This is a genomic window from Ochrobactrum sp. CGA5 (assembly GCF_006345815.1).
Classification (GTDB): Bacteria; Pseudomonadota; Alphaproteobacteria; order Rhizobiales; family Rhizobiaceae; genus Brucella.
On sequence record NZ_VCIG01000007.1, the window covers coordinates 1 to 25,901 of the forward strand.

Consider the following 25,901-nt stretch of genomic DNA (forward strand, 5'->3'; position numbering starts at 1 on the left):
GAAACTGTCATGGCTCAACTGCCATCATGGTTCGAGCACTACAACAATCTTCACCCGCACAAGGCTTTAGGATATCAATCTCCACGAGAGTTCCTGAGCCGAAATGCTCAATCCTGAAAATGTCCGGTTTTTATGGGGCAACTCCACATAAGTCTTACTATACGACAGCGCACTGTCGTATAGTATAGCTGCGCGACGATGTTACAAACTGTCTATACTAACTGCATCAGCATGGATAGTTTGTAACATAATGGCCAAATTAGTGGAAATCGCCGCTCAATATCGAGCAAAGTCAACGCATTATTCCAAAAATAATTCTTAATTTTTCCTATATTTACTATTGACGCAGACAAATTCCTCTCAAATACTATACATAGGATGACCAATTAAGGTTACGTAAGTATAGGAGAATTTATATGTCAAATATTGAATTAAGCAATATCGAAGTCATCAACGAGGGCGGTGGTGACCACTACTATCGCGTTATTAATTTTCACGCACTTGGTGAGGATCGTCACGAATTTCTTGATGTAGATGGCGATCTCTGTCTCAGGGAAGATTCCCAGTTGTATGCAGATGACAGCTTAGATGCTGGTGATGCGAAAAATATCCGCCAGCAGCTTATCGACTGGCTTGAAGCCAATCCCCAGTCTGATTTGACCGAAGAAGCAGTGTTGACCCCAACGCCTTAAATGCCTCGCCCAAACCCCTTCTTTTGAAGCCAGAAGGGGTTTTAGAGGGGCATCAAGCCACTCAATCGTTCGCCTGTATGGATAGACACTTGGAAGTCGGAAAACAGGAGATTCAATAACGGTCACCTAAGCATTAGGAAGGAAAATATAATGTCGAAAAATACTATTGGTAAAAATGGACTGAAGCTTGATCAAGTAGAGAAAATTGAAGAGGCTTTAGCTGAGGTAAATGGGCGAGCTTCGACCTGGGTAATTGGCTCTCATGCGACAGTTTTAAAATCTGCCAATGAAGCAGAGCAGCAGTTTGATGCTGTGCTTCTCCCGAAAACTTATCGCGTCGGTGCGATAGCTACGACATACGGCTATGCTCCTGGTCGCAGCTACAAATACGGTGTCGATAGCACTGAAGTCCAGTTTCGTCGATTTGCGGATGGCTGGCGGGTGATGAACGTGTCTCGTGTGAAGCTGTACCCAGCCGACTCTCGTGCGCGAAAAGTCAAAATTGCCATTACCCCGCAACAGGCTGAAAAGATTAAAGAAATCACCATTAGTCGTTTTGCTTGCCAGCCTGAAAAACAGGCTGCCTAAATGCCTCGCCCAGCCCCTTCAATCAGGCAGGGGCAACCATTTTCAGCACGAAAGGATTCCCAATATGTATTACGCAGACCGCCCCATATTCGCTACGACACCAGAGGAAAAAGTTTGGCGAAATGCCGAGTACCGTCGCCTCAGACGAGCCCTGTCACTATCGCGCCCATCACTTTCTGCTGTGACCGGTCTGTCCATTACAACCTTGAATCAAATTCCATATCGCGACAAGGCCGTATCGCTTGCTGTGCTTGAGCGGATGCGGGAGGCGTTAGAAGAGCGTCGTCAGCGTCATGCTACATAATTTCGTGTCGTCACAAAAAGGATTTCAAAAATGTATTACACCGCCCGATCTCATTTGAAAGCACCGCCTCACTCCAGCGAAGCGAAATGGCGATGCAACGAGTTCAATTTCCTTCGCGAGTGCTTGGGTCTTTCATATTCCGAGCTTTCAAAAGTTGCGGGAGTGTCAACGCTCACACTTGTGAATAATTCATTCGTTTCTCAACCCCCAAATCTTATGACTCTTGAACGCATGCGTCACGCGTTAGAGCAACGTCAGTCTGTCAACAAAGTATCGAAAAGCATAAATACGAAATAATATTACAAACTAGAATAAAAATAAGCATCATAATCGCGATTTATTTTATCATATTTCCTATATGTACCATTGCGCCGACAGAAATATGTAACAATAATATATATAGGATGATTAATAAAGATCATTAAAACAAAAGGAATAATCAAATGGAACAATTTATTGAACTATATTCTCAACTACCATTAGAAGCCAAAATTGGATATGGCGTCGTTGGCATCATCGTCATTGCAATGATTATTGCAGTCCCGTTCGTTGTTTACTGCTCAATTCGCCTGCCAATTCTTGCCGCCGCCTGGGCAATCAACAAATTCAAATCCAAGCCGGACGACGACGACGACACACCCGCAGCCGTCTAATGCCTCGCCCAAAGTCTTCCAGAAACGGAAGGCTTTCAGAGGGGCATAACAACCAGAACCCTCAAAATGGAAGGAAATACAATGTATTATTCACATAGACCGAAAGTCGCCAAAACGTTTGACGAGAAAGAATGGCGCGCTTTCGAATATCGGAAGTTGCGTCGACATCTCAGTCTTACGCAACGGGGAGTCGCTGAATTGACGGGCCTCTCTTACAATACTGTCCGTCAGTTACCGAGTCTTGAGCAAAACAGAATTCCGTCGCTTTACGTGCTAGAACTCATGCGCGCAGAGATCGAACGCAAGCCGTTTTATCAAAAAAATGGCTGGGAAGAATCCAAATCAAGCAACGAACGGGCGCTTGAAGCGCGTAAGAGATATGCAGCGCGATACGAAACGAGATCCACCCCCAGCGCCTAATTTCGTGACGTCACGAAAACCGCCAGAAAGGGGCCATCATGGCAAACGCAATCTCAGCCACACGTGCCGCAAACAAACGCCTGAAATCGGCACTTATCGCCCGCGAAATAGCATCCAAAATCCATGACGAGGCCCGCATCTGGAAAATCGGAGCCGCATCGGAAGATGACAGACTTTGGGAACTGGCAACCCGCCTGAAACTTGACGACGCCATAGCGGAAGTCGCAACCGCCGAAGCCGAGGTGCGGCGAGCAATGCTGGCAAAATCCTGACAGCGACACATTGCAAATCCGGCATATCGGTTTCCGGTGTGCCAAATGCTCTTTGAAAATTCGACCTTCATTTAGCTACTCTCGTCTTTTCTTTGCAAGTAGTCCGTGTTGCTGACAAGCAGCGGCCCGCGCCAAACTACTTGCAAATCGACGTTAGCAGCTTGTTTTTGGTCAGATTTTCAGACAGCATCAAACACAACTAAGGAGAACTAACATGGCTATTCACCCTTTCGCTCTCATCGTTGCCGCAAGCATCGCATTCTACCCAGTCGCTATCGTCGGCGGCCTCGTAATGACGGCTCTCGGTTACTAAGTCGAGAGCCAGTTAGTTTCTAATAAAAGGCCTTCAATTACGGGGGCTTTTTGGTGTCTGGATTTCAATTCTACGAGCATATTGATCCAGTTCTGTATCGGAATACAAATTTTGCCCCATTAGCAGGCATGGGTGCTGGCTTGCATGCCGTCTTTTCTTCATCTTCGGGTTTTGGCTTCTCCGGCTCTGCCATTTCATCGACTTCAAAATTTTCCAACACGGAACCGCCGTATAATGCAAAATCTCGCGTAGAAAGAGCTACACCTAAAGCCAACAGAAAGCCGCCAGCGTCAATGTCCGCTTGCCGTACGGTGTAAGATCCCGTGCATGCGAATGAGCCACTAATTGGCAACCCAGAGCCGACGCTAGGGCAAGCGAGGCCGAAATCGACATTGCTATCGAACGAGCCGTCATTCCGCACTATGTCAGTTGCACCATAATCAACGCGAACATAATCCCCAGCCGGAATCGAACGTGTCAGGCCTGACACGTTGAAAGCAAACTCGATGACTTCGCCCGCTTTCCGAATTTTGCGGTCTGCGTGGCTGGTCAGAACGCCTTCAACGTTTGCATGCTGACTGTCATCAAACTGAATTTCTTCTGTATGTCCTTGTGTTGCGACGAATGCCGCAACAGCAGCGGTTATAAGTAAAACTCTAAACATCTGATTTCCCCAGCGGCATCGCTAAATTTCCCCACCGCCGCCGCCATGACGGTGGGGACTTCTGTTAATTTGTTCTTGTTTTGTCGCCAATTGGCGCGCTTTTTACCGTGCGCTTGCCGCCGCCGTTTTCGCCTTCGCCGGAGCTGTCGCTCGATCCTTTTGGCGTTGGAATTTTCGGCAGGCCAGGCATTCCACGTCCCATAGTCGCGGCTACTGCGGTAGCTGCTCCTAGTGCCATTCCCTTGTCGCCAAAATCGCTACCCTGACCACCGCCAGCCCACATGATCACGCGTTGCGGGATCGTCAAAATCTGGCTGAAAACGTGCATTGTGAGGTAAAGGGTCAAGAATGTAATCATCGCAAAGGATGTGATGAGCGCTGTAATTCCGACCGGATAACCTCCCGTTTGGCTGTAAAATGCCTTAGCCCACAGGACTTCAACAGTGCCCACGACCATTGGCAGCAGCACGAATGAAGCGGCATAAGATAGGACACCCAGAGCAGGCATTAGAAAGACCTGATAAATGATCTTCGAACCGAGTTCAGAGCCGCGATGCATAAATTCATCGCCGTCCATCTTCAGCCATGACAACGCCCAAACACCCAACTGGATTACAACTTCTATAAGCGCGATTAGCCACGTACTCGCGAAGATCATTATTGAGACAAAGGGGATGATCGGAAGCACGTAAGCGCGTAAAATTCCAACAGTTCCGAGCGAGCCAATTGGCAGAGACAACCAGATCATCGACCAGAGAGCGGCACCGTCCATTCCGCCAGCATCGCCCACCATCGAAAATGCCCCGATAATTGGTAAATAAGCAGCGGCAATCATCAATCCGGCAATCGTTATAAACCAATGTCCGGACTCGATCTGATCAAGAATTGGGTCGGACTTTCGGATTTGATCAACTGTTGTGTCGCTGGCATCTTTTTTGCCTTTCGACATCGCCCATTCTTGCAACGGTCGCGAAAACTTATTGATAATTTTCGTTAGAATATTGCTGTCTTCGTCGGCGTTGAACGTCATTTCCTGCGAGCTAACTTCGATCTCAGCTTCTTCTGCTACGAGGGACAGGCGGAACGCCTTGATGGCTTCCTTCGCCGTCTCATACTTTCCTTGACCGTCCGCGTCTCGTTGCAACACGTTTCGAGTATGCTTTACGTCTGTCAGCGCAAGCACCTGCTGACTCTGTGTAGACAAGTTCACGAAATACATGCCAATCGCGATAAAACCCTGCTGTTTCAGGCTCGCTTTCAGCTTGTCGCGTATAGCTTGGCCTTCGCTCTCTGTGCTCAGGTCTTTCGCCACCGCTTTCATATTTTCAGTATCGTATTGATTTGCTAGCGATTTCACGCGATCCAGTAATTTCGGAAGCAGTCCGCTTTTCATAAATGCAACAGCATCCTGTTGCGATTTGATCCCGCGAGCCGTGTCAAAAAGGTGCGACGCAAAGGGCTTCACGTCTTTTCGCGCAGCGAGTACGATTTTGCCGATAGAAATCTGGCGTTGCACGTTTAAAGTTTGATGGCCTTCGAGCATCGGCATTGAAATCGTTCCGCAAGACCCCCATCGCCATTCTGTCGACTTGTCGTCGTGGTACCCCATCGCGGCAGTCGGCCCGATGAGTTCTAGCGAATTATCGTATGACTGCCAGAAATTTTTATAAGCAGCGCAAATCTCAGACTCATAGATATCTAAAACCAGATTTATGCCGTTTTTCGTAGGCGGAACCATTGGCATTTTTTGAGCGCCGTCGAACCAAACATTTGCGATATTATCCGCAAAGTTTATGCCAGCCCGTGCAACGACATCGCGTAAAAGATAATGCCCGCTCGCAAAACTCGCACCGAGCGGAATAAGCAATCCGAAGCCAACAAAAACGCGTAGCGGTGCCCAGATTTGGTGAAACTTATCGCCAAGAACTTTGCCAGTGTACGCGGAATGGACGATGCCCATAATCACCGCCCAGATGACTGCGAGCGCACCGAGGTAAACAAGCATAGAATTAAAAGCGCCGATTGCATAACCAAACGGCGTATTCACGTCTTGCGGGATTAGGGTCGTGACCCACGACCACGCAATATTGTGTTGTGATGGTTCTCTCAGGAGATCGGTGAAAATCGCCATTTCACTTACTCCCGATTTGCGATTACCACGCCATCTACGCCGTCATTTTCCGATTCCGTTTTCGCAAAATCGAAAATCGGTTTATCGCGCTCGCTCGCATACGTGTTCACCAGATTCTGAATCCAGTTTTCAGTAATTCGGCCCTCGCGTTCAGCCTTTAATAGACACCCGCCCAGCACGATCTTGCGACGACTTTCCAGTTTTCGCGCAGCCGTCTTATCGGCATTCTCCAGCCGCTTAATCTCAGATTGAAGCTTCGCCAATTTCTGCAACTTCGAATCCAACTTTTCGCGGTGTGGACTTTTCAAAACAATCGACATCAATTTTCTCCCCGATAAGCGCCGACAGATTTAAATAACCGCCGACCGTTTTAATTTATAGACTTCCAAAAATGTAGACTACGCAAGTTGTATCTAGTGATATTGCAATATCTACTTTTGTCATCTGTAATTATGATTTGCTGGCACCTTGTATTAGTCAAGTAGTGAACTCAATATCTCCCTACGACACCAACAACAGCCCACTGCTGTTAAGTGCGCGGTTATGCATCATTCTGATGCGCCTCGGTCTTGCAGACGGCTTTTAGATTTCAAAAGGGAGAAAATAAGATGAACCAAGTCCATCTTCATTACACAAAATATCAAAGCGGATACGCCGCTGTTTCTTGCATCGGGTTAACGCCAGAGCAGCTTAAGCATTACGCTCAAAACTCTGGATTTTTATTCATCACCGCACCGGGAGAAACTCAGAGATTTGTTTCTCGTCGATTACATCCGCGAGTTAAGCTCTTTCTCACTCTGGAAAACGCTGGGTATGACGTTTCAACGTCTTTGGCGGGCCACGATATTTTTCCACCCATGCCGCTTATTCCTGCCGACTATTGGGACGACGATATAATGGGAGGTGCAGCTTGAACTATCTTCAAATCGCGCATCTCGTTTTCCTTGTTGCCTTTAGCGGCCTGGGTTTTTGGATTTTAGGCACTGAACGGGGTGCGTCGGACGCTCTTCGGCTGCTCGACCGCATTTGTCCTTCCGACTCCCCATCCACCGAAACCGCCACCGACGCCGCCACGTCCATAGACGACGACTGGGCCGATATTGCGCTCGCCCTGAAAAAGGAGAATGACCATGCTTAACTGTGCGCTCAAGTCAAACGCACAAATGTCTTCCTTGTCACCGCTGGATTATATCGGATCATGGAAGGCCGAGATTAACGACACATTCAGGGAGCTGGACGCCGCTCTTAAAATCCAAAATCTCACAGTTCAACGGGCAGAACTTGAACGTCTTTTTTCGAATATTCCCCGCTTTGATGGCTGGAAAGTTCGCTATCCGACCATGCTTGAAAAGGCCTACGAGATTGCACTTGATGAGGTCATTGCCAGTGTTCGCTATGTGCCGCTGCACTCATCAAGTGCGGGAATGTGGGATTGGGAAATATGCTGGGGCCGAAATCATGTTGGCGAACCAGCATGGACCGCCGACCACGCAATCGCACAGGTTGAAAAGACTGTCGCGTTCTTTCAGCGTGATATTTGGAATGAAGCAATGGACGAGGTGGCATCATGACCAACCTCTTCCCTCTTACGGCAGACTGCTTTTTAGGCCCTCGCACTGCCGGGAATGAATCCGCTTACGACCACATCAATTTGCTGCTCGCAGAAATCCGCAACTTGCCAGGTCGTCGAAAGTCGCCTCAACGAATTGTTGAGGAATTCCACCTGTGCCGAGCCATAAACAACGTATTCGACACCCTGCCGCATCTATGCGGCTGGCGTCTTCTGGCAAATGAAAAGTGCGAGAAAGTCTATCAAATAGACGGTCGTTATTACATTTGTCAGGCTGGGCGTAGTTCTGACGCTAGTGTTTGGGCACTTGAGCTATTTTGGCCCGACGAATTCGGCCTGCGCCCTTTCTCTTCTGGGGCATCTCTCCTTATCGCCGCAAAGCTCATAGAAGACCAAATTGAGATTTTACGTGGCGAAGGCCACAATCACGTTGATCGCGAGGGGACGAGTATATGACCTCTCTATCTCGCATCCAGCTAATCTCGGTAACCGAGGCCAAGACCAGAGCCTTTGACCGTGTTCATCCGGCCATCGCGAAGCGCAATAAAGCTCTCCTTCGCGACATGACTGTCGCTTGGAATCGCATGCTTGAGTGCATGAACGCTGGCGATTTTCGTAATGCTGACCGCCACGCCCAGTCTGTCATCAAGCTCCAGCGCAAATTCGTTGCTCGCGAGTTTCCTGAAAGCCCCGCACATCATGCACTGCTGCGCGACATGGAGGCCTTTATTGTCTCCAAGCTAGCGACGGTTGAATCCGTCGCTATCGCAAAACGTGGAGGTTTGAATTGAAAACCTCCCTCGCCGCAGATCAGGCTCTTTTTCGCGCCGAGCATCAAATCTTCTCCAGATCGAAGGGCAGATCATCATGCGCGGCAAGTGCATACAGGTCTGCGAGCAAGATAACAGACCCCCGCACAGGTGAAACATTCGACTATCGCGACAAAGGCCATGTCATTTCCTCATTCATTGTCGCGCCAGATTCCGCGCCGGATTGGATACAGGATCGCGAACAAGTATGGGGCCGTGCCGAGCTTGCAGAGCGTCGTCAGGATGCTCAAGTCGCCAGAGAATGGTTGATAACGATCCCCCGCGATATTCCCGTCAATCAGTGGGAGCCGTTCACTCGCGAAATCGTCGCGCCGTGGATCGACGCAGGCGCAATCGCAGATATCGCGATTCATTGTCCTTTGGATCAATACGGCCAGCCGCAACCGCATGCCCACATAATGTTGACAATGCGTAAGCTCGATTCCGGCACGGAAACAGGCTTTGCAAGCAAGAAAAACGCCGATTTAGAAGCCTTACACGCCAGTGGAGGCCGATACGGCGGCGAGCGCGGAGATAAGCTTAAAATCCAGCGTGAACGCATTGCAACTGTGATGAACGAACACCTTGAGCGCGCAAACAGTCCGCGCCGAGTTTCCCACCTTTCAAACGTCGCCCGCGAGCTCGATCAGGCCCCAGAGCCGACCATGGGCGAGCAGAGAATTCAGACAGCAAAGAGTCTGAAAAAACCCGACCACGTCATCAACGAGGTCGCAAATCACCGCGCAATTCGCGCAACAAAACAAGCACTTAATCAACTGGAGGAAGAAATAATGTCTGATTTTCCAAGAATGCAATCCGACAAAGAAAACGGCATCCGCCCACGCCACCAACAAGACTTTAAGCGAAAACTCATGACCCAGCACTTGCCTGGGGTCGCAGGAAGTAGCGACGACATTCATATGATCGACGCTAAAGACCCAAAAAAACTACGCGTCAACATGCGCGATGGCGGTTGGGTTGAGGTCGAAAACCGAAAAGTCACGATCTACGGGCCTGCGGGCATGGCGGATAAGATGGGTGCTGCTATCGTAACAGCGGATCGTGCAGACTACATCGACCGCCTCACCGAAACCGCAGCCATTACACGACGCGGCCAGAAACCTCGCCCGCGCCAGCAAGCAACGCCATCCGGTGATATTCCAGCAAGCTACCGACTGCCAGAAACCGCCATCGAAAGCATTGCCGACAAATGGCGTTCTCGCGGTTACACCAACGTCATCGAAGCGCCAGACGGTGTTTATGTGACCATCGGCCAAGCCCGCCTTCAAGACCTTGGCACCGAAGTCCGAATCCACGGCAAAGCCTCAGACCCTGCAATCAACGCATTGCTCGCGAAAAGTCTGGAGGAATGGGGCGGAGAATTGGAGGCTTACGGAAGCACTCAATTCAAGGATGCTCTTTGGCTGGAAGCACAGCGTAAGGGTGTGAAGGTCTACGACCAGTCCGGCAAAGTCTACGAACCGTCGCCGGAAATCCGCGCTCAGTTCGAAGCCGACCGCGCCAAACTCGACGCCCAGGTACTCGATCTTGAAGGCATCCGCCAACGCAAAAAGGTCAGCGACCTCATGCTGGAAGCCGCAAGCGGAAATAACAAGGAAGCGCTCTCAGACCTTAAAGAGCGTGATTATCACCTGTGGCTGTTGCTCACCAATTTCGATGAAGACCAAATCGCGGCATTCCGAGCAGAGACAATCGAATCCATCGAAGCCAATCTTGACGGATTCCGCGCAGTGGGGCGCGACATCGAGCAAGACGCAGGCACACCGGAATCCGCTTCACAAGCTCCAACACCAGATGACGAGCCGGAACCTCGCAAAACCAAGGCTCCACAGCCAGCTTAATCAAAAAAGGGGAACGAAAATGACAAATCCATTTACCGAATTCTTTGCAAAATACGCCGAAACCTTGAGGGCTAACAACGCTAAAGCTGAAAATGCCGATTCCGTCAGGGCGTACATAGAAAACGCCTTGTCGCTGGATAATGACGAAGACGACTTTGACGATGAAGACGCGTACGATTTCGAGCCCGTGCCAGAGGACAACGAGCCAGCGCCAAGGTTCACGCCATGACCATCGCCACCGACCTCGCTCCTAATGCCGAAGAAATGGCGCAAGCACACAGCTTGCGCCGCTACCTGTTTCGGCGCTCAAAAGGCCTGAAAATGGCCGAATACTCATCAGGCGGGCAGGAAGTCGAAAAGGCATTTGCACTCGCTAACGCATTGCCTTTCCGTAGAATCCGACAAGACGGCCAGCCATGGGATATTTATTTAGGCCCAGATACATCGGTGCGCGATGATATCTTTCTTCAAGTCTTTTTCGCACTATGCGCACCCGACCCCGGCGACCCTGAGGCAAGCTATCGCTGGCAGCGTCTCCTGAAGGAATGCCAATCCAATCGGCTTAATGCGTTGAGGAAGTGGAAAACTCTTGGCGCGGAAGCGATTTCACGCGCAGCTATGCAACGCATGACGTCAATGGCAGATTCAGAAGTCGCTAAAACGAGGCTTAAACCCATCTATTTGCGCAAGCCCAATGGCAAAAAACCTTTGAAAGCGCCTGCAAAACCGTCGCAATCGCGTGGAAAAGTGCGGGAAGCCTAAACGAAGAAACCCGCCATCAAAATTGTGGCGGGAGTCTAAGAAAATAATGCATTATGCTCACAACAATCGCCGTCCCCGGCTGTATTGCCCTCATATCATCACTCGTCGGCCAACTTGGCGCAAGCCCTGCACATGCAGTTGCTCTATAAATATCCCGGGTGAGCCGCACGAAGGTGCGGTGAGGGCTGGCCCTTATACCCTTCGTATCTGCGCAAGCTGTGGACGAGTGCCGGATTAATGTAGCACAATATGAGCAGATTGTGATTGCCCGCTGCGGCGATTTCAAGCGCTCGCTTGGCAGTCTCTTGCCCTTTTATATCGACAAGATCCAGCTCCGCTTCGCCCGAAATTCGCATGGATGGTTCCGGTCGGGTCAGAACCTGCGTGCCGCGAAAATGATTGGCAAGGGCGATTAGGCTACGCGGAGCCAGAATATCGATGTCGGCCCCCGCCCAAGCCGCTTCTGGCCCACAAGCATAAGGGCAGATAAGCCCTTTTTCGTCGCGGTTCGCGCCGATCGCAGCAGGCAGGACGCCCGCCACCGATGTTATCGAACCGTCGAGCGACAGCTCACCCAGAACGAGATAGGACTGGATCGCATCCGCCGGAATGGCACCGATCGCCGCCATCAGCCCGACAGCGATAGGCAGATCGTAATGTGATCCTTCTTTCGGCAGGTCGGCGGGCGCCAGATTGACGGTCACCCGCTTGGTCGGCATCGATAGTCCAGAAGCGTGCAGCGCCGCCTGCACACGCTCGCGGCTCTCGGCTACAGCCTTGTCCGGCAGGCCAACGATGGACATACCCATCTTGCCTGGCGCAACCATCACCTGCACATCGACAGGCACAGCTTCTATGCCTTGAAAAGCAACTGTTCCAACCCGCGCGACCATGTGCCCCCGCTCGCCACGCCCCACATCTCTTAAGTGAGATTAAACTTAAATACAACTTAGAGAGTTAAGCACGAGCGAGCGGTAAGTTCAAGAACGTTAAGGGAACAAATTTGGAGCCGCCCCTACCGCTTGGCTTCGACCGCTTCCCAGAACAGGGCTGCTATGTTGGTCCCGTCGAACTTCTGGATTTCGCGGATTCCGGTTGGAGAGGTGACGTTGATTTCGGTCATATAGTCGCCGATCACATCGATGCCGACCAGAATGAAACCGCGTTCTTTCAACGATGGGCCAATACGCTGGCAAATCTCAAGTTCACGGGGCGTAAGCTTGCTCTGTTCGGCACGCCCACCGACGTGCATGTTGGAACGGGCATCGGTCTCTGACGGTACGCGATTGATTGCACCGACGGGTTCGCCATCGATCAGGATAATGCGCTTGTCGCCGGCGCGTACGTCCTTGAGATAGCGCTGCGCAATGAACGGCTCCTTGAAAAGCTGACCGAACATTTCCAGAAGCGAGGTCAGGTTGCGGTCACCATCGGCCAGGTGGAAGACTCCGGCACCGCCATTACCGTAAAGCGGTTTCAGAATGATATCACCGAACTCGCGACGAAAATCCATGACTTCCTGCGGGTCCTTGGTGATGAGCGTTTCCGGCATCAGATCAGGAAACTCTGTCACGAAGATTTTCTCGGGACTGTTACGCACCCAGGCAGGATCGTTGACCACCAGCGTTTTCGGATGAATTCGCTCCAGAAGGTGGGTGGTGGTGATGTAGTTCATGTCGAAGGGCGGGTCCTGACGCAACAAAACCACATCCATTTCCGACAGGTCCCGGCGGACCGGCTTACCCAGCGTATAGTGATCGCCCTTAACGTCGCGCACTTCCATCTTTTCCAAGCGGGCTGAAACGACACCGTCGCGCATCGAAAGTCGATCCGGCGTATAATGGTAAAGCTCGTGTCCGCGCTTCTGCGCCTCTAGCGAGAGGGCGAATGTGGTATCGCCCGCAATATTCACCGTGCTGATATGGTCCATCTGGACCGCGACTTTGAGAGCCATGATTTCCTCGCGATTCGAAGTTGCGGGAAATTTAAAACGGAATGGTCAGGCAACATAGTCCTTTCTCTTGATCTGTTCCCGGTATTAGCCTGCTATTGCAATCTGTGAAGTTGAGCTGGATTGGCTTTCATCCGTTGTTTATGCTGCATCTAATCGCTTCGGGCATTTCAGGAGGAAAAGGTGACCGTGGTTAAAACTACCCTGTTTGCCGACCATGTAGCGGAACTGGGCGAAGGCCCCGGCTATGACCCGCTGAGCGGCAATGTCTGGTGGTTCGATATTCTCGGCCAGAAGCTGATCGAGAAAAACTGGGAAAACGGTGAAGTACACGTCCATGCGCTGGGCATGAAGGCCAGCGCCCTCGCCGTCATTGATCGCGACCGGCAGTTGATCGTCAGTGAGCACGGACTTTTCATTCGCGAGCGGGCAAATGGGCGCTTGACCCTGCATCACCCACTTGAAGCCGAGAATGAAACTACCCGCTCTAATGATGCACGCGTGCATCCGTCAGGATCGTTCTGGATCGGCACGATGGGCAAAAAGGCCGAAGCCGATGCAGGTTCTATCTGGTGGTATCGCGAAGGCCAGGTGAAAAAGCTGTTCTCCGGTATCACGATCACCAATTCGATCTGCTTTTCTCCCGATGGAAAAATCGCCTATTTCGCCGATACGGATCGCAATATTATCTGGCGTGTCGATACGGACCCCGAAACCGGATTGCCGGTATCCGACAAAAGCGTCTTCCATCACCGGGCAGAAGAAGGCGGCGTCGACGGTTCGGTTGTTGATACAGAAGGCACGCTGTGGAACGCCTGCTGGGGTGGCGGTTCGCTCAACGCCTATTCTCCGCAGGGCCGTCTGATCCGCTCGATTTCCCTGCCAGTCCGCCAGCCATCCTGCCCTGCGTTCGTCGGACCTGAGGCAACGGCGATGATCGTAACCAGTGCCAATGAAGGCCTCGACAAAGAAGCCCTCCGTTCGGATCCCCACGCCGGAAAGGTGCTGCTGCTCGATTTGACCCTTACCGGACGGCATGATCCGCCAGTCCGACTCTAAAATGAAAAGGGCCCTTACGGGCCCTTTGAATTCAGATACCTTCGACGATGATAATCTCGCCATCAGCAACCGTCTGGCGGATCGCCTTCGCTGCCTGATATTCCGGTGAATTGTAGCAATCGAGTGCGTGCTGCATGGTCTCAAATTCTATGATGACATTCCGAGCACGGCCCTGCCCTTCGACAGCCTCAGCCTTGCCGCCACGTGCAATGAAGTTTGCACCATAACGCTCGAATGCCGGTTTTGCGGTCGAAACATAATCCTTGTATCGCTCGGGATCACGGACATCCACACGGGCAATCCAATAGGCTTTCGTCATGCTCTCTCCTCCAGTGTTCTCTTAAGCAACCGAGCGCATTTCTTCCAGAATGGCAAGGGCTGCCGCTTTGCGATCGACCGCACCGATGATCGGACGGGCCACAACCAGATGGCTGGCTCCGGCCTTCAACGCATCCGCAGGGGTCATGACCCGCTTCTGATCGCCCTTTTCTGAACCTGCAGGACGAATGCCAGGCGTGACGATCGCCATGTTCGGGCCAACCGTCTGCCGGATGGTTGCCGCTTCGACCGCGGACGCTACAACGCCACCCATACCCGCCTCACCCGCCTGACGGGCGCGTTTCAACACCAGCGCTTCCGCATTGTCAGAATAGCCGGCTTCCCGCAGATCGGCATCATCCATCGACGTCAGAACCGTCACGCCCAAAAGGCAAAGCTCCGATCCTCTGCTGGCTTCCACCGCCGCGCGCATCGCTTTCGGATAAGCATGAAGCGTAAGCATGGAAACACCCATCTTCGCGACATTCTCGACCCCCTTGGCAATGGTATTGTCGATGTCGAGCAGCTTCATGTCGAGGAAGACCTTCTTCTTGGCCGCCACGAGGCTTTTTGCGAAGTCGAGACCACCAGCAAAAACCAACTGATAGCCGATCTTATAGAAGGAAACGGTATCACCCAACTCTTCAACCACCTTTTCCGCTTCGGCAATGGTTGGCACGTCGAGGCCCACGATCAAGCGCCCGGATGCTTGATCGCGCAAATCTGTCGTCGTCATGAGAGTCTCCGTGGTGATTTTTACTCTCTTCGCACAACAAGACCCGTTACGAAAGAGACGGAATCAGCTTTTTGCCTCTTCCACCCGTGCTATGAGGCTGCGGCAGACAGCGGAGAGCATCTTAGCGCTGCGTTCTTCTTTCAGCGTACCGTCATCATTAAACGCCGCCGAAGCGCGACCGACCGAACATTGCTCAGTGACGATTTGCACGCCAACACTCATCAGAACAGCACGCAAATGATAAAGCCCACGCATTCCAGCGAACATTCCGTCGGAGCTGGAACAGAGACCGACTGTCAGGCCGGCATAAGGCCTGAACGGTTTGTCCCCGTCCTTTGAAATACGACTGACCCAATCGATGGCGTTTTTAAGAAGCGGCGGGATCGACGCATTATATTCCGGCGAACAGATCATCAGGCCACCGTGTTCGGCGAACAGGCGAGCAAGTTTCATGGCATTCTCTGGAACACCATGCTCGTTTTCCAGATTCTGGTCCATGATCGGCAATGGATAGTCTGCGAGCGTTATTCGCGTGACCTCGGCACCCTGCGCCCGCAGTTCCTTTTCAGCGGCATCAGCCATGTGGCCGGAAAAAGCTCCGATCCGAACCGAGCCCGCGAATACGAGAATACGTGCAGTCATGCCGGAACTCCGCGACAAGAAAACTAGACCAGAGGGCTTCGATAAACCCAAAGCTGTGCCGGTGGCACATTGCGCACCACGAAATCATAGTGCTGGACGGTATAATTGCCGCGACCGGCTGGAACCGGCGGTAAAGGGCCGTAGGTAATCTGCATCAAGGGCCGTCCGCTTGGAATGCGTGAAAGCAGGCTTTCCACGAGCTGGATACGCTTGTCCATTGGGAAATTGAGCATTGGCACGGCAGAGATGATGCAGTCGAATTTCTGGTTCTTTTTCTCACCCAGCGCGCTGTCGAGGTCGAAGGCATCACCTTGAATGATATTGACCTCTGGGAAGATCGTGGTCAGGTGATCCACAAAATCCTGCGAATACTCGATGGAATAGAGATCGGCAGGTTTCACGCCCTGTTTCAGGATCGCTTTGGTGATGACGCCCGTGCCCGGTCCAAGTTCCAGAACAGGAAGACCGGAGTTGGTATCGATGACGCTGGCCATACGGCGCGCTGTAATGGAACTCGTTGGCAAAATAGCGCCGACCGCTTTCGGCCCGTCTATCCATCCCTTAAAGAAACGGATCTCCTCATCGAACTTAGCGGCCAGTTTCCTGCCGAGCTGTCCTGCCATTCTCGCTGCTCCCATTGTCGTTATTGGGCAAGTTTATGCCGCTTTGAATTCCCTAAGCAAGGCGGGAATAAGGAAAAGAACAAAAAAAGGGAGCCTTTGGGCTCCCTTTATTATTCTCCAATACCTTCAAAGAATTCTTTCATCCTTGAGAAGAACCCGGCTGATTTCGGGCTATTCTCCTGTGAGGAAAGTTTTTCGAACTCTTCCAGCAGTTCACGTTGGCGTTTGGAAAGGTTCTGCGGCGTCTCAATGTCGATCTGTATATAAAGATCACCAACCGCAGCCTGACGCAGAACCGGCATGCCCTTGCCCTTGAGGCGGAACTGCTTACCATTCTGTGTACCGTCTGGAACCTTGACCCGCGTCTGTGTGCCATCAAGCGTCGAGACCTCGAACTGGCCGCCAAGAGCCGCCGTCGTCATCGAGATCGGCACCTTGCAATAAAGGTCGGAGCCGTCGCGCTGGAAGAATTCGTGCGGTTTGACGGAAAGGAAAATGTAGAGGTCGCCCGCTGGGCCACCCCGCATACCGGCTTCGCCTTCACCGGCAAGACGGATGCGGGTGCCGTCCTCAATGCCTGCCGGAATGTTGACCGACAGCGAACGTTCCTGCGTGACGCGGCCCTGACCATGGCACTTGCCGCAAGGGTCCTTGATTATCTGTCCGCGACCGTTACAGGTCGGGCAGGTGCGCTCCACCGAAAAGAAGCCCTGGGCTGCGCGAACCCGGCCCGAGCCAGAACACATGGTGCAGGTGGTCGGCTGGGAACCCGCTTTTGCGCCGGAACCCGAGCATTCATCGCAGGTGATGGAGGTCGGAACGCGAATTTGTGCGGTCTTGCCCGAATACGCTTCTTCAAGCGTCACTTCCATATTGTAGCGAAGATCAGCACCGCGTTCGCGTCCGCCATTGGAACGGCGGCGACCGCCACCCATCATCTCGCCAAAAATGTCTTCAAAGATATCCGCAAAACCGCCTGCACCACCAAAGCCGTTACCGAAACCACCGCCCATGCCGCCATTTTCAAAAGCTGCATGGCCAAACCGATCATAGGCAGCACGCTTCTGCGGGTCCTTCAGCGTTTCGTAAGCCTCGCCGATTTCCTTGAACTTGCGTTCAGCTTCCGGATTATCCGGATTGCGATCAGGGTGATATTCCATCGCGAGTTTGCGAAAGGCTGTCTTCAGCGTCTTGTCGTCTGCTGTTCTTTCAACACCCAGAGCTTCGTAGTAGTCGATCTTCATCAGTTCGTTATCCCGGCGACAGGAACGCGCCTTTTGCTTTCACGGACATCGTATCCCGAAACCGGTCCCCAGATTCGTGCGACACGCCCCAAAGCGTTCAACACTTGTCAGGGGCCAGCGTTTCCTATTTTTCATCTGTCGAAGCGCCTTCCGACCCATGCGTCAGATCAGCACTCCGGGCTTCAGCATCGATACCCACTTGCCCGAAACCGTCTCGTGCTTTTCAAGATGTATGCAGGCCAGAGCGATTTTTCAAATGGAGGCGGATATACCCGAAACGCCCATCGGCGTTTCCTCGACACCAGCCAATATGCAGGCTTATACAAAACCCGCGAATGCAAACATCTCAAAAACTGGCAAAAGCCCGGAGCATCGCCCCGGGCTTGAGTGTATTGAGCCTAAAATTACGACTTCTTCTTGTCGTCGTCGATTTCTTCATAATCGGCGTCGACGACATCGTCGTTTGAAGCAGCTTCTTCGCCACCACCAGCAGAACTGGTTTCAGCGGCCTGAGCGGCTTCGTACATAGCCTGACCGAGCTTCATCGAAGCTTCGGCGAGCGTCTGCGTCTTGGCCTTGATATCCTCGGCGTCGTCGCCTTCAAGAGAGGTCTTGAGGCCTGCAAGAGCGTCCTCAATGGCCTTCTTGTCGTCAGCCGAAACCTTGTCACCATATTCGCTCAACGACTTTTCGGTCGAGTGAACGAGGCTTTCGCCTTGGTTCTTGGCTTCAACCGCATCACGACGCTTCTTGTCGGCTTCGGCATTCGCCTCTGCATCCTTGACCATCTTTTCGATGTCGGCATCGCTCAGACCACCGGATGCCTGAATGCGGATCTGGTGCTCCTTGCCTGTCCCCTTGTCCTTGGCAGTCACGTTGACGATACCGTTGGCGTCGATGTCGAAAGTCACTTCGATCTGTGGCACGCCACGCGGTGCGGGCGGAATACCAACAAGGTCGAACTGGCCGAGCATCTTGTTGTCGGCAGCCATTTCACGCTCGCCCTGGAAGACGCGGATCGTCACGGCCGACTGATTGTCTTCAGCGGTCGAGAAGGTTTGCGACTTCTTGGTCGGGATCGTGGTGTTGCGTTCGATCAGACGGGTGAACACGCCGCCCAGCGTTTCGATACCCAGCGAAAGCGGGGTCACGTCGAGCAGCAGAACGTCCTTGACGTCGCCCTGCAGAACACCGGCCTGAATTGCCGCGCCCATGGCGACAACTTCATCAGGATTGACGCCCTTGTGTGGCTCCTTGCCGAAGAAGGCCTTCACAACTTCCTGAATCTTCGGCATGCGGGTCATACCACCGACCAGAATCACTTCGTCGATTTCGCCAGCCTTGAGACCAGCATCCTTCAGCGCTGCCTTGCAAGGCTCAATGGTGCGCTGGACCAGATCGTCCACCAGGCTTTCGAACTTAGCCCGCGACAACTTGATGGCGAGGTGCTTCGGTCCAGTAGCATCAGCGGTAATGAACGGCAGGTTGACTTCAGTCTGCTGCGACGACGACAGTTCGATCTTGGCCTTTTCGGCAGCTTCCTTGAGGCGCTGCAAAGCGAGCTTGTCGTTCTTGAGGTCGATGCCGCTTTCCTTCTTGAACTCGGAAACGAGGTATTCGACCAGACGCATGTCAAAGTCTTCACCGCCGAGGAAGGTGTCGCCGTTCGTCGACTTCACTTCAAAGACGCCGTCGCCAATTTCGAGAACCGAAACGTCGAAAGTGCCGCCGCCAAGGTCATAAACGGCGATGGTCTTGCCGTCGTTCTTGTCCAGACCGTAAGCGAGCGCAGCAGCAGTCGGCTCGTTGATGATGCGCAGCACTTCGAGACCGGCGATCTTGCCGGCATCCTTGGTGGCCTGACGCTGGGCGTCGTTGAAGTAAGCTGGAACCGTGATAACCGCCTGCGTAACCGTTTCACCGAGGTAAGACTCAGCAGTTTCCTTCATCTTCTGAAGGATCATCGCAGAGACCTGCGACGGGGAATATTTCTTGCCGTGGACTTCGACCCAGGCATCGCCATTGTCGCCCTTGACGATCTGGTAAGGAACCAGACCCTTGTCCTTGGTAACCATCGGATCGTCAAAACGGCGGCCGATCAGGCGCTTGACCGCAAAAATGGTACCTTCCGGATTGGTGACGGCCTGACGCTTTGCAGGCTGGCCGATGAGACGTTCGTCACTGTCGCTGAATGCAACGATCGAAGGGGTTGTACGCGCACCTTCGGCATTTTCGATGACCTTCGCGTTCTTGCCGTCCATGACGGATACGCAGGAGTTGGTCGTTCCCAGATCGATACCAATAACTTTAGCCATATTTCTCTCCATTCAGCAAACCGCCAAGACCTCTACCGAGCGTTCCATGGGCGGTTCCTACAGATTTCACAATGCTTGCTTCCAGATGCTCGTCCAGACACCAAACCGGTTTCTGGCCTGACATCACTGCCCTGTGCGTGGCGTATATAAGAAACGCAGTTTTTCACTGCAAGTCACAAGAACCAAGCTAATGCAGATTCTATACCCGCAAAACCTGACAGGAACGGTTAACCGTACAGGGATTGCGGCACAACATGGCGAGCCGATCATCACACCATAGCCGATCCGCCATCTTTTGCCGCACGATAGATCGCATCAATGAATTTCTGGTTCGCCTTTGAGTTCTCAAGCGCGAAAAGCCGCGCATCCTCGTTGCCAAGTGCAGCGCGCACAAAACTTTCGGCCTGAAGCTGATAGTGATTGGCGTCACTGAATGACCATTCGGTTGCCTTGGTGTGACTGGCATCGAAAAGCGCGATGCTGCCATGACCATACTTGCCGGTATTGAACGGGGCGTAGACTTCGATGAAGCCCTTGTCGCCATGGAAAATCATCGTCTGGCGTCCAGCGAGCTGCGTCGCAACATAGAAGGTCAGGTCAAATCCGTCGAAACGTGCCGAAACATTGGCGTAACGATCGGTACCAAAAGCCGGATCATATTCGACCGACGCCTGAACAGACACTGGTTCCTGGCCGGTGACCATACGGGTTACCACCGTCGGATAGACGCCAATATCCGGTAGGGCACCGCCGCCAAGTTCCGGCTGGTTGCGCATATTACCCGGATCAACATTGAAGTAGGAAAAAGCGCCCTGCACATGGCGCAACCGTCCAATAGCTCCTTCGGCAAGGAGTTCCTGCAGCTTGATCCACTGCGGATGATAATAGACCATGAAGGCTTCAGCTATCGTCACTTTGTATTTGTCACGCGCGGCGATGAGCTGGTCGATATCGCCTGCCTTCAGGGCAATCGGCTTTTCGCACAGGACATGTTTGCCCGCTTCAGCCGCCTTTAGACTCCATTCAATGTGTTGTGACGTTGGCAACGGTATATACACGCCGTCAATGGCATCGCTTGCCAGAAGCTCGTCGTAAGAACCAAATGCCAGCGGCGCGCCGAAACGGTCGGCGACGGCGCGCGCCCGCGACAGATCGCGGCTTGCAATGGCGTGAACAACGCCGTTCTCCGACGCGCAAAGCGCTGGAACGACCTGCGTGACGCCAATTTTGGCGGTTGAAAGTATCCCCCAACGAAACATGTCATTCCCTCGTTTATAAAGAGCTCAATCCGGCGTATCCCAATACTGAACTTTCAGCTCTGGCCAGAATTTCAGCGCGCGGGCGGCCTTGATCTCATGCGTCTTGCGGTTATCGATGGCACGATTGGGACGAATGCTAAACGAAAAAATATCATCAAGGCCGAAAGGAGCGTGGAGGAGAAGCTCATCCTTCGTGGCCTCGCCGTCTTTTACCAGCCTTGCACCCACGCAGTGGGCAATCGTCGAATAGCGCTTTATCGATTCGGTCGCGGAATGAAGCGGCGTATAGGGCTGTCCGAAGCGCTCTTCAAACCACAGATGCACCCGCGCCTGATTGCGTATCTCCACTGGAAGCGGAAAGCCGCGAAAGACATCAGCCCCGCGCCTGATAACCGCGTCCTCTGCTTCCAAGGAAAGATCGCTGCCGTCGAAATAGACGATATCAAGATCCTTGATCCCGTGCAGGGCCGGCCTTCCGGTCAACCGGTTCCAGACGGTGTTATAGAGCGCGCCTGAGACGAGCCAGAATTCGGACGCTTCCCCGGCGAATTCATGCAGCCGTTGCAGCGCATCGGTCAGCAGCGGGCTTTCCAGAATCATCTGTGAAAAGATACTCCGCTGCTCTGCGAGCGGCAAACCGGCATGACGCAAATGGCTCGACATCAATCTCGGTCACTACTTCCGTGGCGATAAAAGTTGATGAACGCCCGTAGCGCAGGGCGCATCTGGCGTCGGCTTGGATAATAGAGATAAAGCCCCGCAAACGGCTGGCACCAGTCTTCCAGAACCCGCACGAGACGTCCCTCCTCCAAAGCGTCATGAACATAGGCCTCGAACAAATAGGCAAGCCCGGTACCGTCAAGAGCGGCTTCCAGAATAACCCTGTCATCGTTGACGATCAAAGGCCCTTCGATTGCAATTTCCTGCAGTTCACCTTCCTTTTCAAACTCCCAACGATAGGTTCGTCCACTCGGAAAACGATGGCGAATACAAGCGTGGTGCAGGAGCTCATGCGGCTCGACCGGAATGAGACGATTCTCAAAGTAAGCCGGTGCGGCGACGATTGCGGCACGCACATTTCCTGTAAGCCGCGTCGCAATCATGTCCGCTTCAAGACTTTCACCAAGACGCACGCCTGCGTCGAAACCTGCCGCTACAATATCGGTGAAGCCATTTTCCACCCGCAGATCGAGTGTGATGTCGGGATAAGCTCGGGCGAAATCGCCCAGACGCGGAGCGATGACAAGCTGCGCCGCCGCATAGGGCGCCGTGATACGCAGCACGCCCGACGGACGATCACGCGAATCGACGGCGGCATCCAAAGCCGCATTGATCTCCTCAAGCGCTGGCGCCAGCCTTTCCAGCAGTTGCCGGCCAGCCTCCGTCGGCGCGACACTGCGCGTTGTGCGTGCAAGAAGACGCACGCCCAGACTGTCCTCCAGTGTTGCGACCGCGTGGCTGACGGCGGAGGGTGCAATCGCCAGTTCCCGTGCCGCACCACGGAAACTGCCATGCGCGGCAACGGCAGCGAGAACGGCAAGTTGCGACAATTGACTTCGATTCATTGTTATAAATTACAGAACAAGCCGTGAAAATAAATCGGTACTATCGAATGAATTATCCCCCTGTACTGTTGCCTTGTGATCTTTGGCTGCGGGTCGCTGAAGAAGCGCGCCTCAGCGAGAGTCTCCTGCCGATTTTCCCATACAATTTTCAGTACTTTCAATCAGTCCTTAGAAAGGAACGACAATGCAACAGCGCAAACTTGGCCAAGAATTGAGCGTTTCCGCACTCGGTTTCGGCTGCATGGGAATGACCCATGCCTATGGCGGACAGGATGCGCAGGATGCGATCCGCACGTTGCATCGTGCCATCGATCTTGGCGTGACATTTTTCGATACCGCAGAGGTTTATGGCCCATTCGAGAATGAGAAACTCGTGGGCAAGGGACTCAAGCCCTTCCGTGACCAGGTGACGATTGCAACGAAGTTCGGCTTCAAGATCGAAGACGGCCAAATGAGGGGTGTCGATAGCCGCCCCGAACATATTCGCGACGTAGCCGAAGCCTCCCTCAAACGGCTCGGCATCGACGTGATCGATCTGTTCTACCAGCACCGCGTCGATCCGACCGTGCCAATCGAAGATGTTGTCGGCACCTTGAAAGACCTTATAGATGAAGGAAAGATACGGACCATCGGCCTTTCGGAAGCCAGCGCCTCCACACTGCGTCGCGCGCATGCGGTCCATCCCGTCGCTGCGCTGCAAAGCGAATACTCGCTATGGGCGCGCGATCCAGAAAGCGATGTGCTGCCTACCTGCCGTGAACTCGGTATCGGTTTCGTGCCCTACAGCCCGCTTGGGCGGGGAATGCTGACAGGAACACTGCGCTCACAGTCAGACCTTGCCGAAGGCGATTTCCGCAGGACGCTGCCGCGTTTTCAGCCAGGCAATCTGGAAGCTAATAACAGGCAGGTGGATCGCATTGTCGAAATCGCAGAGGAAAGGCAGATTACGCCCGCGCAACTGGCCCTGGCATGGGTGCTGAGCCGAGGCGATTTCATCGTGCCGATCCCCGGCGTTCGCAAGATCAACCATCTGGAAGATAATGTGAAAGCTGTCGACATCGCGCTAACCGAGCAGGACCTCCAGCTTCTGGATGAGGTCTCCACACCCGACCTGATCGCGGGCAAGCGTTACAACGAACAGCAACTTGCACTGACTGGTCTTTGATTGAACTCTCCAGAGAAAAAGGGAGCCTGTCAGGCTCCCTTTTATTACATCCGGCGCAGGACTGGGGGCGCGAGCGTCAGAAGGCCGCCAAGCGTCATGATTACCCCCACCCAAAGCGGCGCATGCAGGCTGTAACCTGACGAAAGTGCAAAGCCACCCGCCCATGGACCAAGCCCCAGTCCGATATTGATGACCGACGCATGCATGGCATTGACCAGTGCACCCGGATGCGCAATCCGCATCACACGCGCAATGAAAGCCGGATTGAGCGCAATACCCGTCAGGCCGATCATGACGATTGCCAGCACCGCTGCAAATTTGAGCTCGGCAAAGAGTGCAAAGATCACCATTGCAGTCAGCATGATCAGAATACCAATAAAAATAGTTGCAATCGTATGGCGGTCAGCAAAGCGCCCGATAATGTAATTGCCGATAATGTTGGCCGCTCCATAAACAGCGAGCAGAAATGGCAATTGCGCTTCCGGGAAGCCTGCGAGTTGTGCCGTGATCGGCGAGAGATAGCTATAGACTGAGAATGACGCGCCGATCACCAGCGCACTGGTTGCATAGGCTGCCCAGAGCTTTGGCTTGCGCATTTCGTTAAGCTCGGAGCGTAGGTTAACCTCGGCATGGTTGGGCTTTGCTTCAATCTTGAGCGCAATCACCAGCGCACAGAACAGGACCAGCACCACAATCGCCCAGAAGCTTGCCCGCCAGCCGAAGCTATTGGAAATGGCGGTTGCGAGCGGTACACCTAAAACCGTGCAAAGCATCAGCCCCGCAAAGACCAGCGAGGATGCGCGGCCGCGCAGTTCAGGCACGACAAGCTTCGCGGTGATTGCCAACATCAAACCGAAACTGGTCGCCGCCGCCATACCAGTGAGAACACGCGCCACCAGCATCACATGGAAATTGCTGGTGGAGGCAGCAACACTTTGCGCCAGCGCATAAAAAATCAGGAGAAACAGCAGACCGCGCTTGTTCTCGATTTTCAGCGCCAGAAACAGCACCGTCACCAGCGGTCCACCGACCGTCATGCCCAGAGCATAGACGGAAATCAAATTGCCAATATCGGAGATCGAGCGTCCGAATGCTTCCTGAAGGGCGGGCATCATACCCGAAATCATCAATTCGGACGTCGTCAGCGCAAAAATGCCCAACGTCAGGCAGTAAACCACCAGAGGAATGGAATGCGTCTGATTTGAGGACGCAGCAACCCCTTCCGCCGCAAGGGCAGAATCACACACTTCGTTCATGGGACGAATCCTATTTATGTAGTCAAGACTACATAACTCATATCGCCTTGCGCCTGAACGTCAAGCAAATTATATAGGGATGACTATAGAAAGGGAGAAAAATGGTTCCGCGTGGGCGTCCACGCAGCTTCGACCGCGATGCTGCATTGGAGAAAGTCATGAAGGTTTTCTGGAGCAAAGGCTATGAATGCGCCCAGATCAACGACTTCACAGCTGCGATCGGCATCACGCCGCCGAGCTTCTATGCCGCTTTTGGCAACAAGGAGCAGGCGTTTCGCGAGGCCGTGGACTATTATCAGCGCACGATTGGCGCTGGTCCTTTCGACGCGCTTGAAAATGCGCCGACCATTCACGATGGTATGCGGCAATGGCTGGAACTTTCCGCCGACAGTGCTTTTGCATGTCCGGCTGGCGGCTGCATGATCAGCATCAGTTCCATCCAGTGTAAGCCGGAAAACATGCCGTTAAAAGAATTTCTGAAAGCTGTGCGCCACACGAATCATGACCGGCTTTTCAAACGCTTGCAGCAAGCGGTCGTGGCAGGAGATCTACCCGCCGATGCCGACATTGAGCAGATGACCGAATTCTATCACATGATCCAGCAGAGCATTTCTTTTGAAGCACGCGACGGCAATTCGCGCGCGGCTGTGCAGAAGATCATCGACATGGCGATGATGGCTCTGCCCGCAAGAACGAAACAGGCCGCTGAATAGCTGCATGAAAAAGCC

Annotated in this window: 31 protein-coding genes and 1 pseudogene; 17 read left to right on the forward strand and 15 right to left on the reverse strand. The window is 53.0% G+C overall.

Features of this window, described 5'->3' with window-relative positions; translation table 11 throughout:
• The 6 genes from FJQ48_RS07945 to FJQ48_RS07970 form a co-directional block, all read left to right on the forward strand.
• The coding region (locus tag FJQ48_RS07945; protein WP_139974652.1) for an integrase core domain-containing protein at positions 1-117 on the forward strand (117 nt) is incomplete at its 5' end.
• Between the two features lie 299 nt (positions 118-416).
• A complete protein-coding gene (locus tag FJQ48_RS07950) occupies positions 417-692 on the forward strand; it encodes a hypothetical protein (RefSeq protein ID WP_139974653.1) in 276 nt (91 codons plus the stop codon).
• Between the two features lie 150 nt (positions 693-842).
• Positions 843-1,280: a hypothetical protein gene (locus tag FJQ48_RS07955; protein ID WP_139974654.1), complete on the forward strand. Its 438-nt coding sequence runs from the start codon at positions 843-845 to the stop codon at positions 1,278-1,280.
• Between the two features lie 747 nt (positions 1,281-2,027).
• Positions 2,028-2,237, forward strand: a complete 210-nt coding sequence (locus tag FJQ48_RS07960; RefSeq protein WP_139974655.1) for a hypothetical protein — start codon at positions 2,028-2,030, stop codon at positions 2,235-2,237.
• An 81-nt stretch (positions 2,238-2,318) separates the two neighbouring features.
• The gene (locus FJQ48_RS07965; protein ID WP_139974656.1) at positions 2,319-2,657 is read left to right on the forward strand and encodes a hypothetical protein; all 339 of its coding nucleotides are present in this window, start codon (positions 2,319-2,321) and stop codon (positions 2,655-2,657) included.
• A gap of 38 nt (positions 2,658-2,695) precedes the next feature.
• Positions 2,696-2,929 (forward strand): hypothetical protein, encoded by a 234-nt coding sequence (locus tag FJQ48_RS07970; RefSeq protein ID WP_139974657.1) that lies wholly within the window; start codon positions 2,696-2,698, stop codon positions 2,927-2,929.
• Positions 2,930-3,312: 383 nt separating this feature from the next.
• On the opposite strand, the gene FJQ48_RS07975 is transcribed toward FJQ48_RS07970, so the two are convergent.
• From FJQ48_RS07975 to FJQ48_RS07985, 3 genes are all read right to left on the reverse strand, one after another.
• Complete coding sequence (locus tag FJQ48_RS07975; RefSeq protein ID WP_139974658.1) at positions 3,313-3,906, reverse strand: hypothetical protein; 594 nt, start codon at positions 3,904-3,906, stop codon at positions 3,313-3,315.
• A 64-nt stretch (positions 3,907-3,970) separates the two neighbouring features.
• On the reverse strand, positions 3,971-6,037 hold the full coding sequence (locus tag FJQ48_RS07980) for a DotA/TraY family protein (RefSeq protein WP_139974659.1): 2,067 nt from the start codon (positions 6,035-6,037) through the stop codon (positions 3,971-3,973).
• Between the two features lie 5 nt (positions 6,038-6,042).
• A complete protein-coding gene (locus FJQ48_RS07985) occupies positions 6,043-6,357 on the reverse strand; it encodes a hypothetical protein (protein ID WP_139974660.1) in 315 nt (104 codons plus the stop codon).
• Between the two features lie 288 nt (positions 6,358-6,645).
• Between FJQ48_RS07985 and FJQ48_RS07990 the strand changes: the two genes are divergently transcribed.
• From FJQ48_RS07990 to FJQ48_RS08025, 8 genes are read left to right on the forward strand one after another with little or no spacing between them, the layout of a single operon-like run.
• Complete coding sequence (locus FJQ48_RS07990) at positions 6,646-6,951, forward strand: hypothetical protein (RefSeq protein WP_139974661.1); 306 nt, start codon at positions 6,646-6,648, stop codon at positions 6,949-6,951.
• Entirely contained in the window at positions 6,948-7,175 is a 228-nt protein-coding gene (locus FJQ48_RS07995) for a hypothetical protein (RefSeq protein WP_139974662.1), read from the forward strand. Before FJQ48_RS07990 ends, FJQ48_RS07995 begins: the two co-directional genes overlap by 4 nt.
• A complete protein-coding gene (locus FJQ48_RS08000; RefSeq protein WP_139974663.1) occupies positions 7,168-7,608 on the forward strand; it encodes a hypothetical protein in 441 nt (146 codons plus the stop codon). Before FJQ48_RS07995 ends, FJQ48_RS08000 begins: the two co-directional genes overlap by 8 nt.
• Positions 7,605-8,063 (forward strand): hypothetical protein, encoded by a 459-nt coding sequence (locus FJQ48_RS08005; protein WP_139974664.1) that lies wholly within the window; start codon positions 7,605-7,607, stop codon positions 8,061-8,063. The genes FJQ48_RS08000 and FJQ48_RS08005 overlap by 4 nt, the downstream gene beginning before the upstream one ends.
• Entirely contained in the window at positions 8,060-8,398 is a 339-nt protein-coding gene (locus tag FJQ48_RS08010) for a hypothetical protein (RefSeq protein WP_139974665.1), read from the forward strand. Before FJQ48_RS08005 ends, FJQ48_RS08010 begins: the two co-directional genes overlap by 4 nt.
• Entirely contained in the window at positions 8,395-10,278 is a 1,884-nt protein-coding gene (locus FJQ48_RS08015; protein ID WP_180350156.1) for a MobA/MobL family protein, read from the forward strand. Before FJQ48_RS08010 ends, FJQ48_RS08015 begins: the two co-directional genes overlap by 4 nt.
• A 19-nt stretch (positions 10,279-10,297) precedes the next feature.
• Entirely contained in the window at positions 10,298-10,507 is a 210-nt protein-coding gene (locus FJQ48_RS08020) for a hypothetical protein (RefSeq protein ID WP_139974667.1), read from the forward strand.
• Positions 10,504-11,040: a hypothetical protein gene (locus tag FJQ48_RS08025; RefSeq protein WP_139974668.1), complete on the forward strand. Its 537-nt coding sequence runs from the start codon at positions 10,504-10,506 to the stop codon at positions 11,038-11,040. Before FJQ48_RS08020 ends, FJQ48_RS08025 begins: the two co-directional genes overlap by 4 nt.
• 245 nt (positions 11,041-11,285) lie before the next feature.
• On the opposite strand, the pseudogene FJQ48_RS08030 reads toward FJQ48_RS08025, so the two are convergent.
• Positions 11,286-11,933: pseudogene (locus FJQ48_RS08030) on the reverse strand (magnesium chelatase domain-containing protein); the annotation flags it as partial.
• A 122-nt stretch (positions 11,934-12,055) separates the two neighbouring features.
• Entirely contained in the window at positions 12,056-12,994 is a 939-nt protein-coding gene (gene gshB, locus FJQ48_RS08035; protein WP_139974669.1) for a glutathione synthase, read from the reverse strand.
• 180 nt (positions 12,995-13,174) lie between these two features.
• On the opposite strand from gshB, the gene FJQ48_RS08040 reads away from it, so the two are divergent.
• Positions 13,175-14,050 carry an SMP-30/gluconolactonase/LRE family protein gene (locus FJQ48_RS08040; RefSeq protein WP_139974670.1) on the forward strand — a complete coding sequence of 292 codons (876 nt, stop codon included), beginning with the start codon at positions 13,175-13,177 and terminating at the stop codon, positions 14,048-14,050.
• Between the two features lie 31 nt (positions 14,051-14,081).
• Here the strand turns inward: FJQ48_RS08040 and FJQ48_RS08045 are convergent, their stop codons facing one another.
• The 9 genes from FJQ48_RS08045 to FJQ48_RS08085 form a co-directional block, all read right to left on the reverse strand.
• Positions 14,082-14,369: a DUF1330 domain-containing protein gene (locus tag FJQ48_RS08045; RefSeq protein WP_139974671.1), complete on the reverse strand. Its 288-nt coding sequence runs from the start codon at positions 14,367-14,369 to the stop codon at positions 14,082-14,084.
• Positions 14,370-14,390: 21 nt separating this feature from the next.
• Positions 14,391-15,104 (reverse strand): orotidine-5'-phosphate decarboxylase, encoded by a 714-nt coding sequence (gene pyrF / locus FJQ48_RS08050; protein WP_139974672.1) that lies wholly within the window; start codon positions 15,102-15,104, stop codon positions 14,391-14,393.
• A 63-nt stretch (positions 15,105-15,167) separates the two neighbouring features.
• The gene (locus FJQ48_RS08055; protein WP_139974673.1) at positions 15,168-15,746 is read right to left on the reverse strand and encodes an NAD(P)H-dependent oxidoreductase; all 579 of its coding nucleotides are present in this window, start codon (positions 15,744-15,746) and stop codon (positions 15,168-15,170) included.
• 23 nt (positions 15,747-15,769) lie between these two features.
• Positions 15,770-16,369, reverse strand: a complete 600-nt coding sequence (gene pmtA, locus FJQ48_RS08060; RefSeq protein WP_139974674.1) for a phospholipid N-methyltransferase PmtA — start codon at positions 16,367-16,369, stop codon at positions 15,770-15,772.
• A gap of 110 nt (positions 16,370-16,479) precedes the next feature.
• On the reverse strand, positions 16,480-17,613 hold the full coding sequence (dnaJ, locus tag FJQ48_RS08065; protein WP_180350157.1) for a molecular chaperone DnaJ: 1,134 nt from the start codon (positions 17,611-17,613) through the stop codon (positions 16,480-16,482).
• Between the two features lie 404 nt (positions 17,614-18,017).
• Positions 18,018-19,928 (reverse strand): molecular chaperone DnaK, encoded by a 1,911-nt coding sequence (gene dnaK / locus FJQ48_RS08070; protein ID WP_139974676.1) that lies wholly within the window; start codon positions 19,926-19,928, stop codon positions 18,018-18,020.
• Between the two features lie 269 nt (positions 19,929-20,197).
• Complete coding sequence (locus FJQ48_RS08075; protein ID WP_139974677.1) at positions 20,198-21,187, reverse strand: Gfo/Idh/MocA family oxidoreductase; 990 nt, start codon at positions 21,185-21,187, stop codon at positions 20,198-20,200.
• Between the two features lie 24 nt (positions 21,188-21,211).
• Positions 21,212-21,850, reverse strand: coding sequence for a nucleotidyltransferase family protein (locus tag FJQ48_RS08080; protein WP_139974678.1), 639 nt, complete (start codon positions 21,848-21,850; stop codon positions 21,212-21,214).
• Entirely contained in the window at positions 21,850-22,752 is a 903-nt protein-coding gene (locus FJQ48_RS08085; protein WP_139974679.1) for a LysR family transcriptional regulator, read from the reverse strand. Before FJQ48_RS08085 ends, FJQ48_RS08080 begins: the two co-directional genes overlap by 1 nt.
• Positions 22,753-22,936: 184 nt before the next feature.
• Between FJQ48_RS08085 and FJQ48_RS08090 the strand changes: the two genes are divergently transcribed.
• The gene (locus FJQ48_RS08090) at positions 22,937-23,917 is read left to right on the forward strand and encodes an aldo/keto reductase (protein ID WP_139974680.1); all 981 of its coding nucleotides are present in this window, start codon (positions 22,937-22,939) and stop codon (positions 23,915-23,917) included.
• A gap of 44 nt (positions 23,918-23,961) precedes the next feature.
• Here the strand turns inward: FJQ48_RS08090 and FJQ48_RS08095 are convergent, their stop codons facing one another.
• Positions 23,962-25,173, reverse strand: a complete 1,212-nt coding sequence (locus FJQ48_RS08095) for an MFS transporter (protein WP_139974681.1) — start codon at positions 25,171-25,173, stop codon at positions 23,962-23,964.
• A gap of 101 nt (positions 25,174-25,274) precedes the next feature.
• Between FJQ48_RS08095 and FJQ48_RS08100 the strand changes: the two genes are divergently transcribed.
• A complete protein-coding gene (locus FJQ48_RS08100) occupies positions 25,275-25,886 on the forward strand; it encodes a TetR/AcrR family transcriptional regulator (protein WP_139974682.1) in 612 nt (203 codons plus the stop codon).
• Positions 25,887-25,901 lie beyond the last annotated feature (15 nt).

Excerpts from the sequence above, each read along its gene's own strand:
- FJQ48_RS07950 (WP_139974653.1), top strand. The coding sequence starts at position 417 with ATGTCAAATATTGAATTAAGCAATATCGAAGTCATCAACGAGGGCGGT.
- FJQ48_RS07955 (WP_139974654.1), top strand. The coding sequence starts at position 843 with ATGTCGAAAAATACTATTGGTAAAAATGGACTGAAGCTTGATCAAGTA.
- FJQ48_RS07960 (WP_139974655.1), top strand. The coding sequence starts at position 2,028 with ATGGAACAATTTATTGAACTATATTCTCAACTACCATTAGAAGCCAAA.
- FJQ48_RS07965 (WP_139974656.1), top strand. The coding sequence starts at position 2,319 with ATGTATTATTCACATAGACCGAAAGTCGCCAAAACGTTTGACGAGAAA.
- FJQ48_RS07970 (WP_139974657.1), top strand. The coding sequence starts at position 2,696 with ATGGCAAACGCAATCTCAGCCACACGTGCCGCAAACAAACGCCTGAAA.
- FJQ48_RS07975 (WP_139974658.1), bottom strand. The coding sequence starts at position 3,906 with ATGTTTAGAGTTTTACTTATAACCGCTGCTGTTGCGGCATTCGTCGCA.
- FJQ48_RS07980 (WP_139974659.1), bottom strand. The coding sequence starts at position 6,037 with ATGGCGATTTTCACCGATCTCCTGAGAGAACCATCACAACACAATATT.
- FJQ48_RS07985 (WP_139974660.1), bottom strand. The coding sequence starts at position 6,357 with ATGTCGATTGTTTTGAAAAGTCCACACCGCGAAAAGTTGGATTCGAAG.
- FJQ48_RS07990 (WP_139974661.1), top strand. The coding sequence starts at position 6,646 with ATGAACCAAGTCCATCTTCATTACACAAAATATCAAAGCGGATACGCC.
- FJQ48_RS08000 (WP_139974663.1), top strand. The coding sequence starts at position 7,168 with ATGCTTAACTGTGCGCTCAAGTCAAACGCACAAATGTCTTCCTTGTCA.
- FJQ48_RS08005 (WP_139974664.1), top strand. The coding sequence starts at position 7,605 with ATGACCAACCTCTTCCCTCTTACGGCAGACTGCTTTTTAGGCCCTCGC.
- FJQ48_RS08010 (WP_139974665.1), top strand. The coding sequence starts at position 8,060 with ATGACCTCTCTATCTCGCATCCAGCTAATCTCGGTAACCGAGGCCAAG.
- FJQ48_RS08020 (WP_139974667.1), top strand. The coding sequence starts at position 10,298 with ATGACAAATCCATTTACCGAATTCTTTGCAAAATACGCCGAAACCTTG.
- FJQ48_RS08025 (WP_139974668.1), top strand. The coding sequence starts at position 10,504 with ATGACCATCGCCACCGACCTCGCTCCTAATGCCGAAGAAATGGCGCAA.
- gshB (WP_139974669.1), bottom strand. The coding sequence starts at position 12,994 with ATGGCTCTCAAAGTCGCGGTCCAGATGGACCATATCAGCACGGTGAAT.
- FJQ48_RS08045 (WP_139974671.1), bottom strand. The coding sequence starts at position 14,369 with ATGACGAAAGCCTATTGGATTGCCCGTGTGGATGTCCGTGATCCCGAG.
- pyrF (WP_139974672.1), bottom strand. The coding sequence starts at position 15,104 with ATGACGACGACAGATTTGCGCGATCAAGCATCCGGGCGCTTGATCGTG.
- FJQ48_RS08055 (WP_139974673.1), bottom strand. The coding sequence starts at position 15,746 with ATGACTGCACGTATTCTCGTATTCGCGGGCTCGGTTCGGATCGGAGCT.
- pmtA (WP_139974674.1), bottom strand. The coding sequence starts at position 16,369 with ATGGCAGGACAGCTCGGCAGGAAACTGGCCGCTAAGTTCGATGAGGAG.
- dnaJ (WP_180350157.1), bottom strand. The coding sequence starts at position 17,613 with ATGAAGATCGACTACTACGAAGCTCTGGGTGTTGAAAGAACAGCAGAC.
- dnaK (WP_139974676.1), bottom strand. The coding sequence starts at position 19,928 with ATGGCTAAAGTTATTGGTATCGATCTGGGAACGACCAACTCCTGCGTA.
- FJQ48_RS08075 (WP_139974677.1), bottom strand. The coding sequence starts at position 21,187 with ATGTTTCGTTGGGGGATACTTTCAACCGCCAAAATTGGCGTCACGCAG.
- FJQ48_RS08080 (WP_139974678.1), bottom strand. The coding sequence starts at position 21,850 with ATGTCGAGCCATTTGCGTCATGCCGGTTTGCCGCTCGCAGAGCAGCGG.
- FJQ48_RS08085 (WP_139974679.1), bottom strand. The coding sequence starts at position 22,752 with ATGAATCGAAGTCAATTGTCGCAACTTGCCGTTCTCGCTGCCGTTGCC.
- FJQ48_RS08090 (WP_139974680.1), top strand. The coding sequence starts at position 22,937 with ATGCAACAGCGCAAACTTGGCCAAGAATTGAGCGTTTCCGCACTCGGT.
- FJQ48_RS08095 (WP_139974681.1), bottom strand. The coding sequence starts at position 25,173 with ATGAACGAAGTGTGTGATTCTGCCCTTGCGGCGGAAGGGGTTGCTGCG.
- FJQ48_RS08100 (WP_139974682.1), top strand. The coding sequence starts at position 25,275 with ATGGTTCCGCGTGGGCGTCCACGCAGCTTCGACCGCGATGCTGCATTG.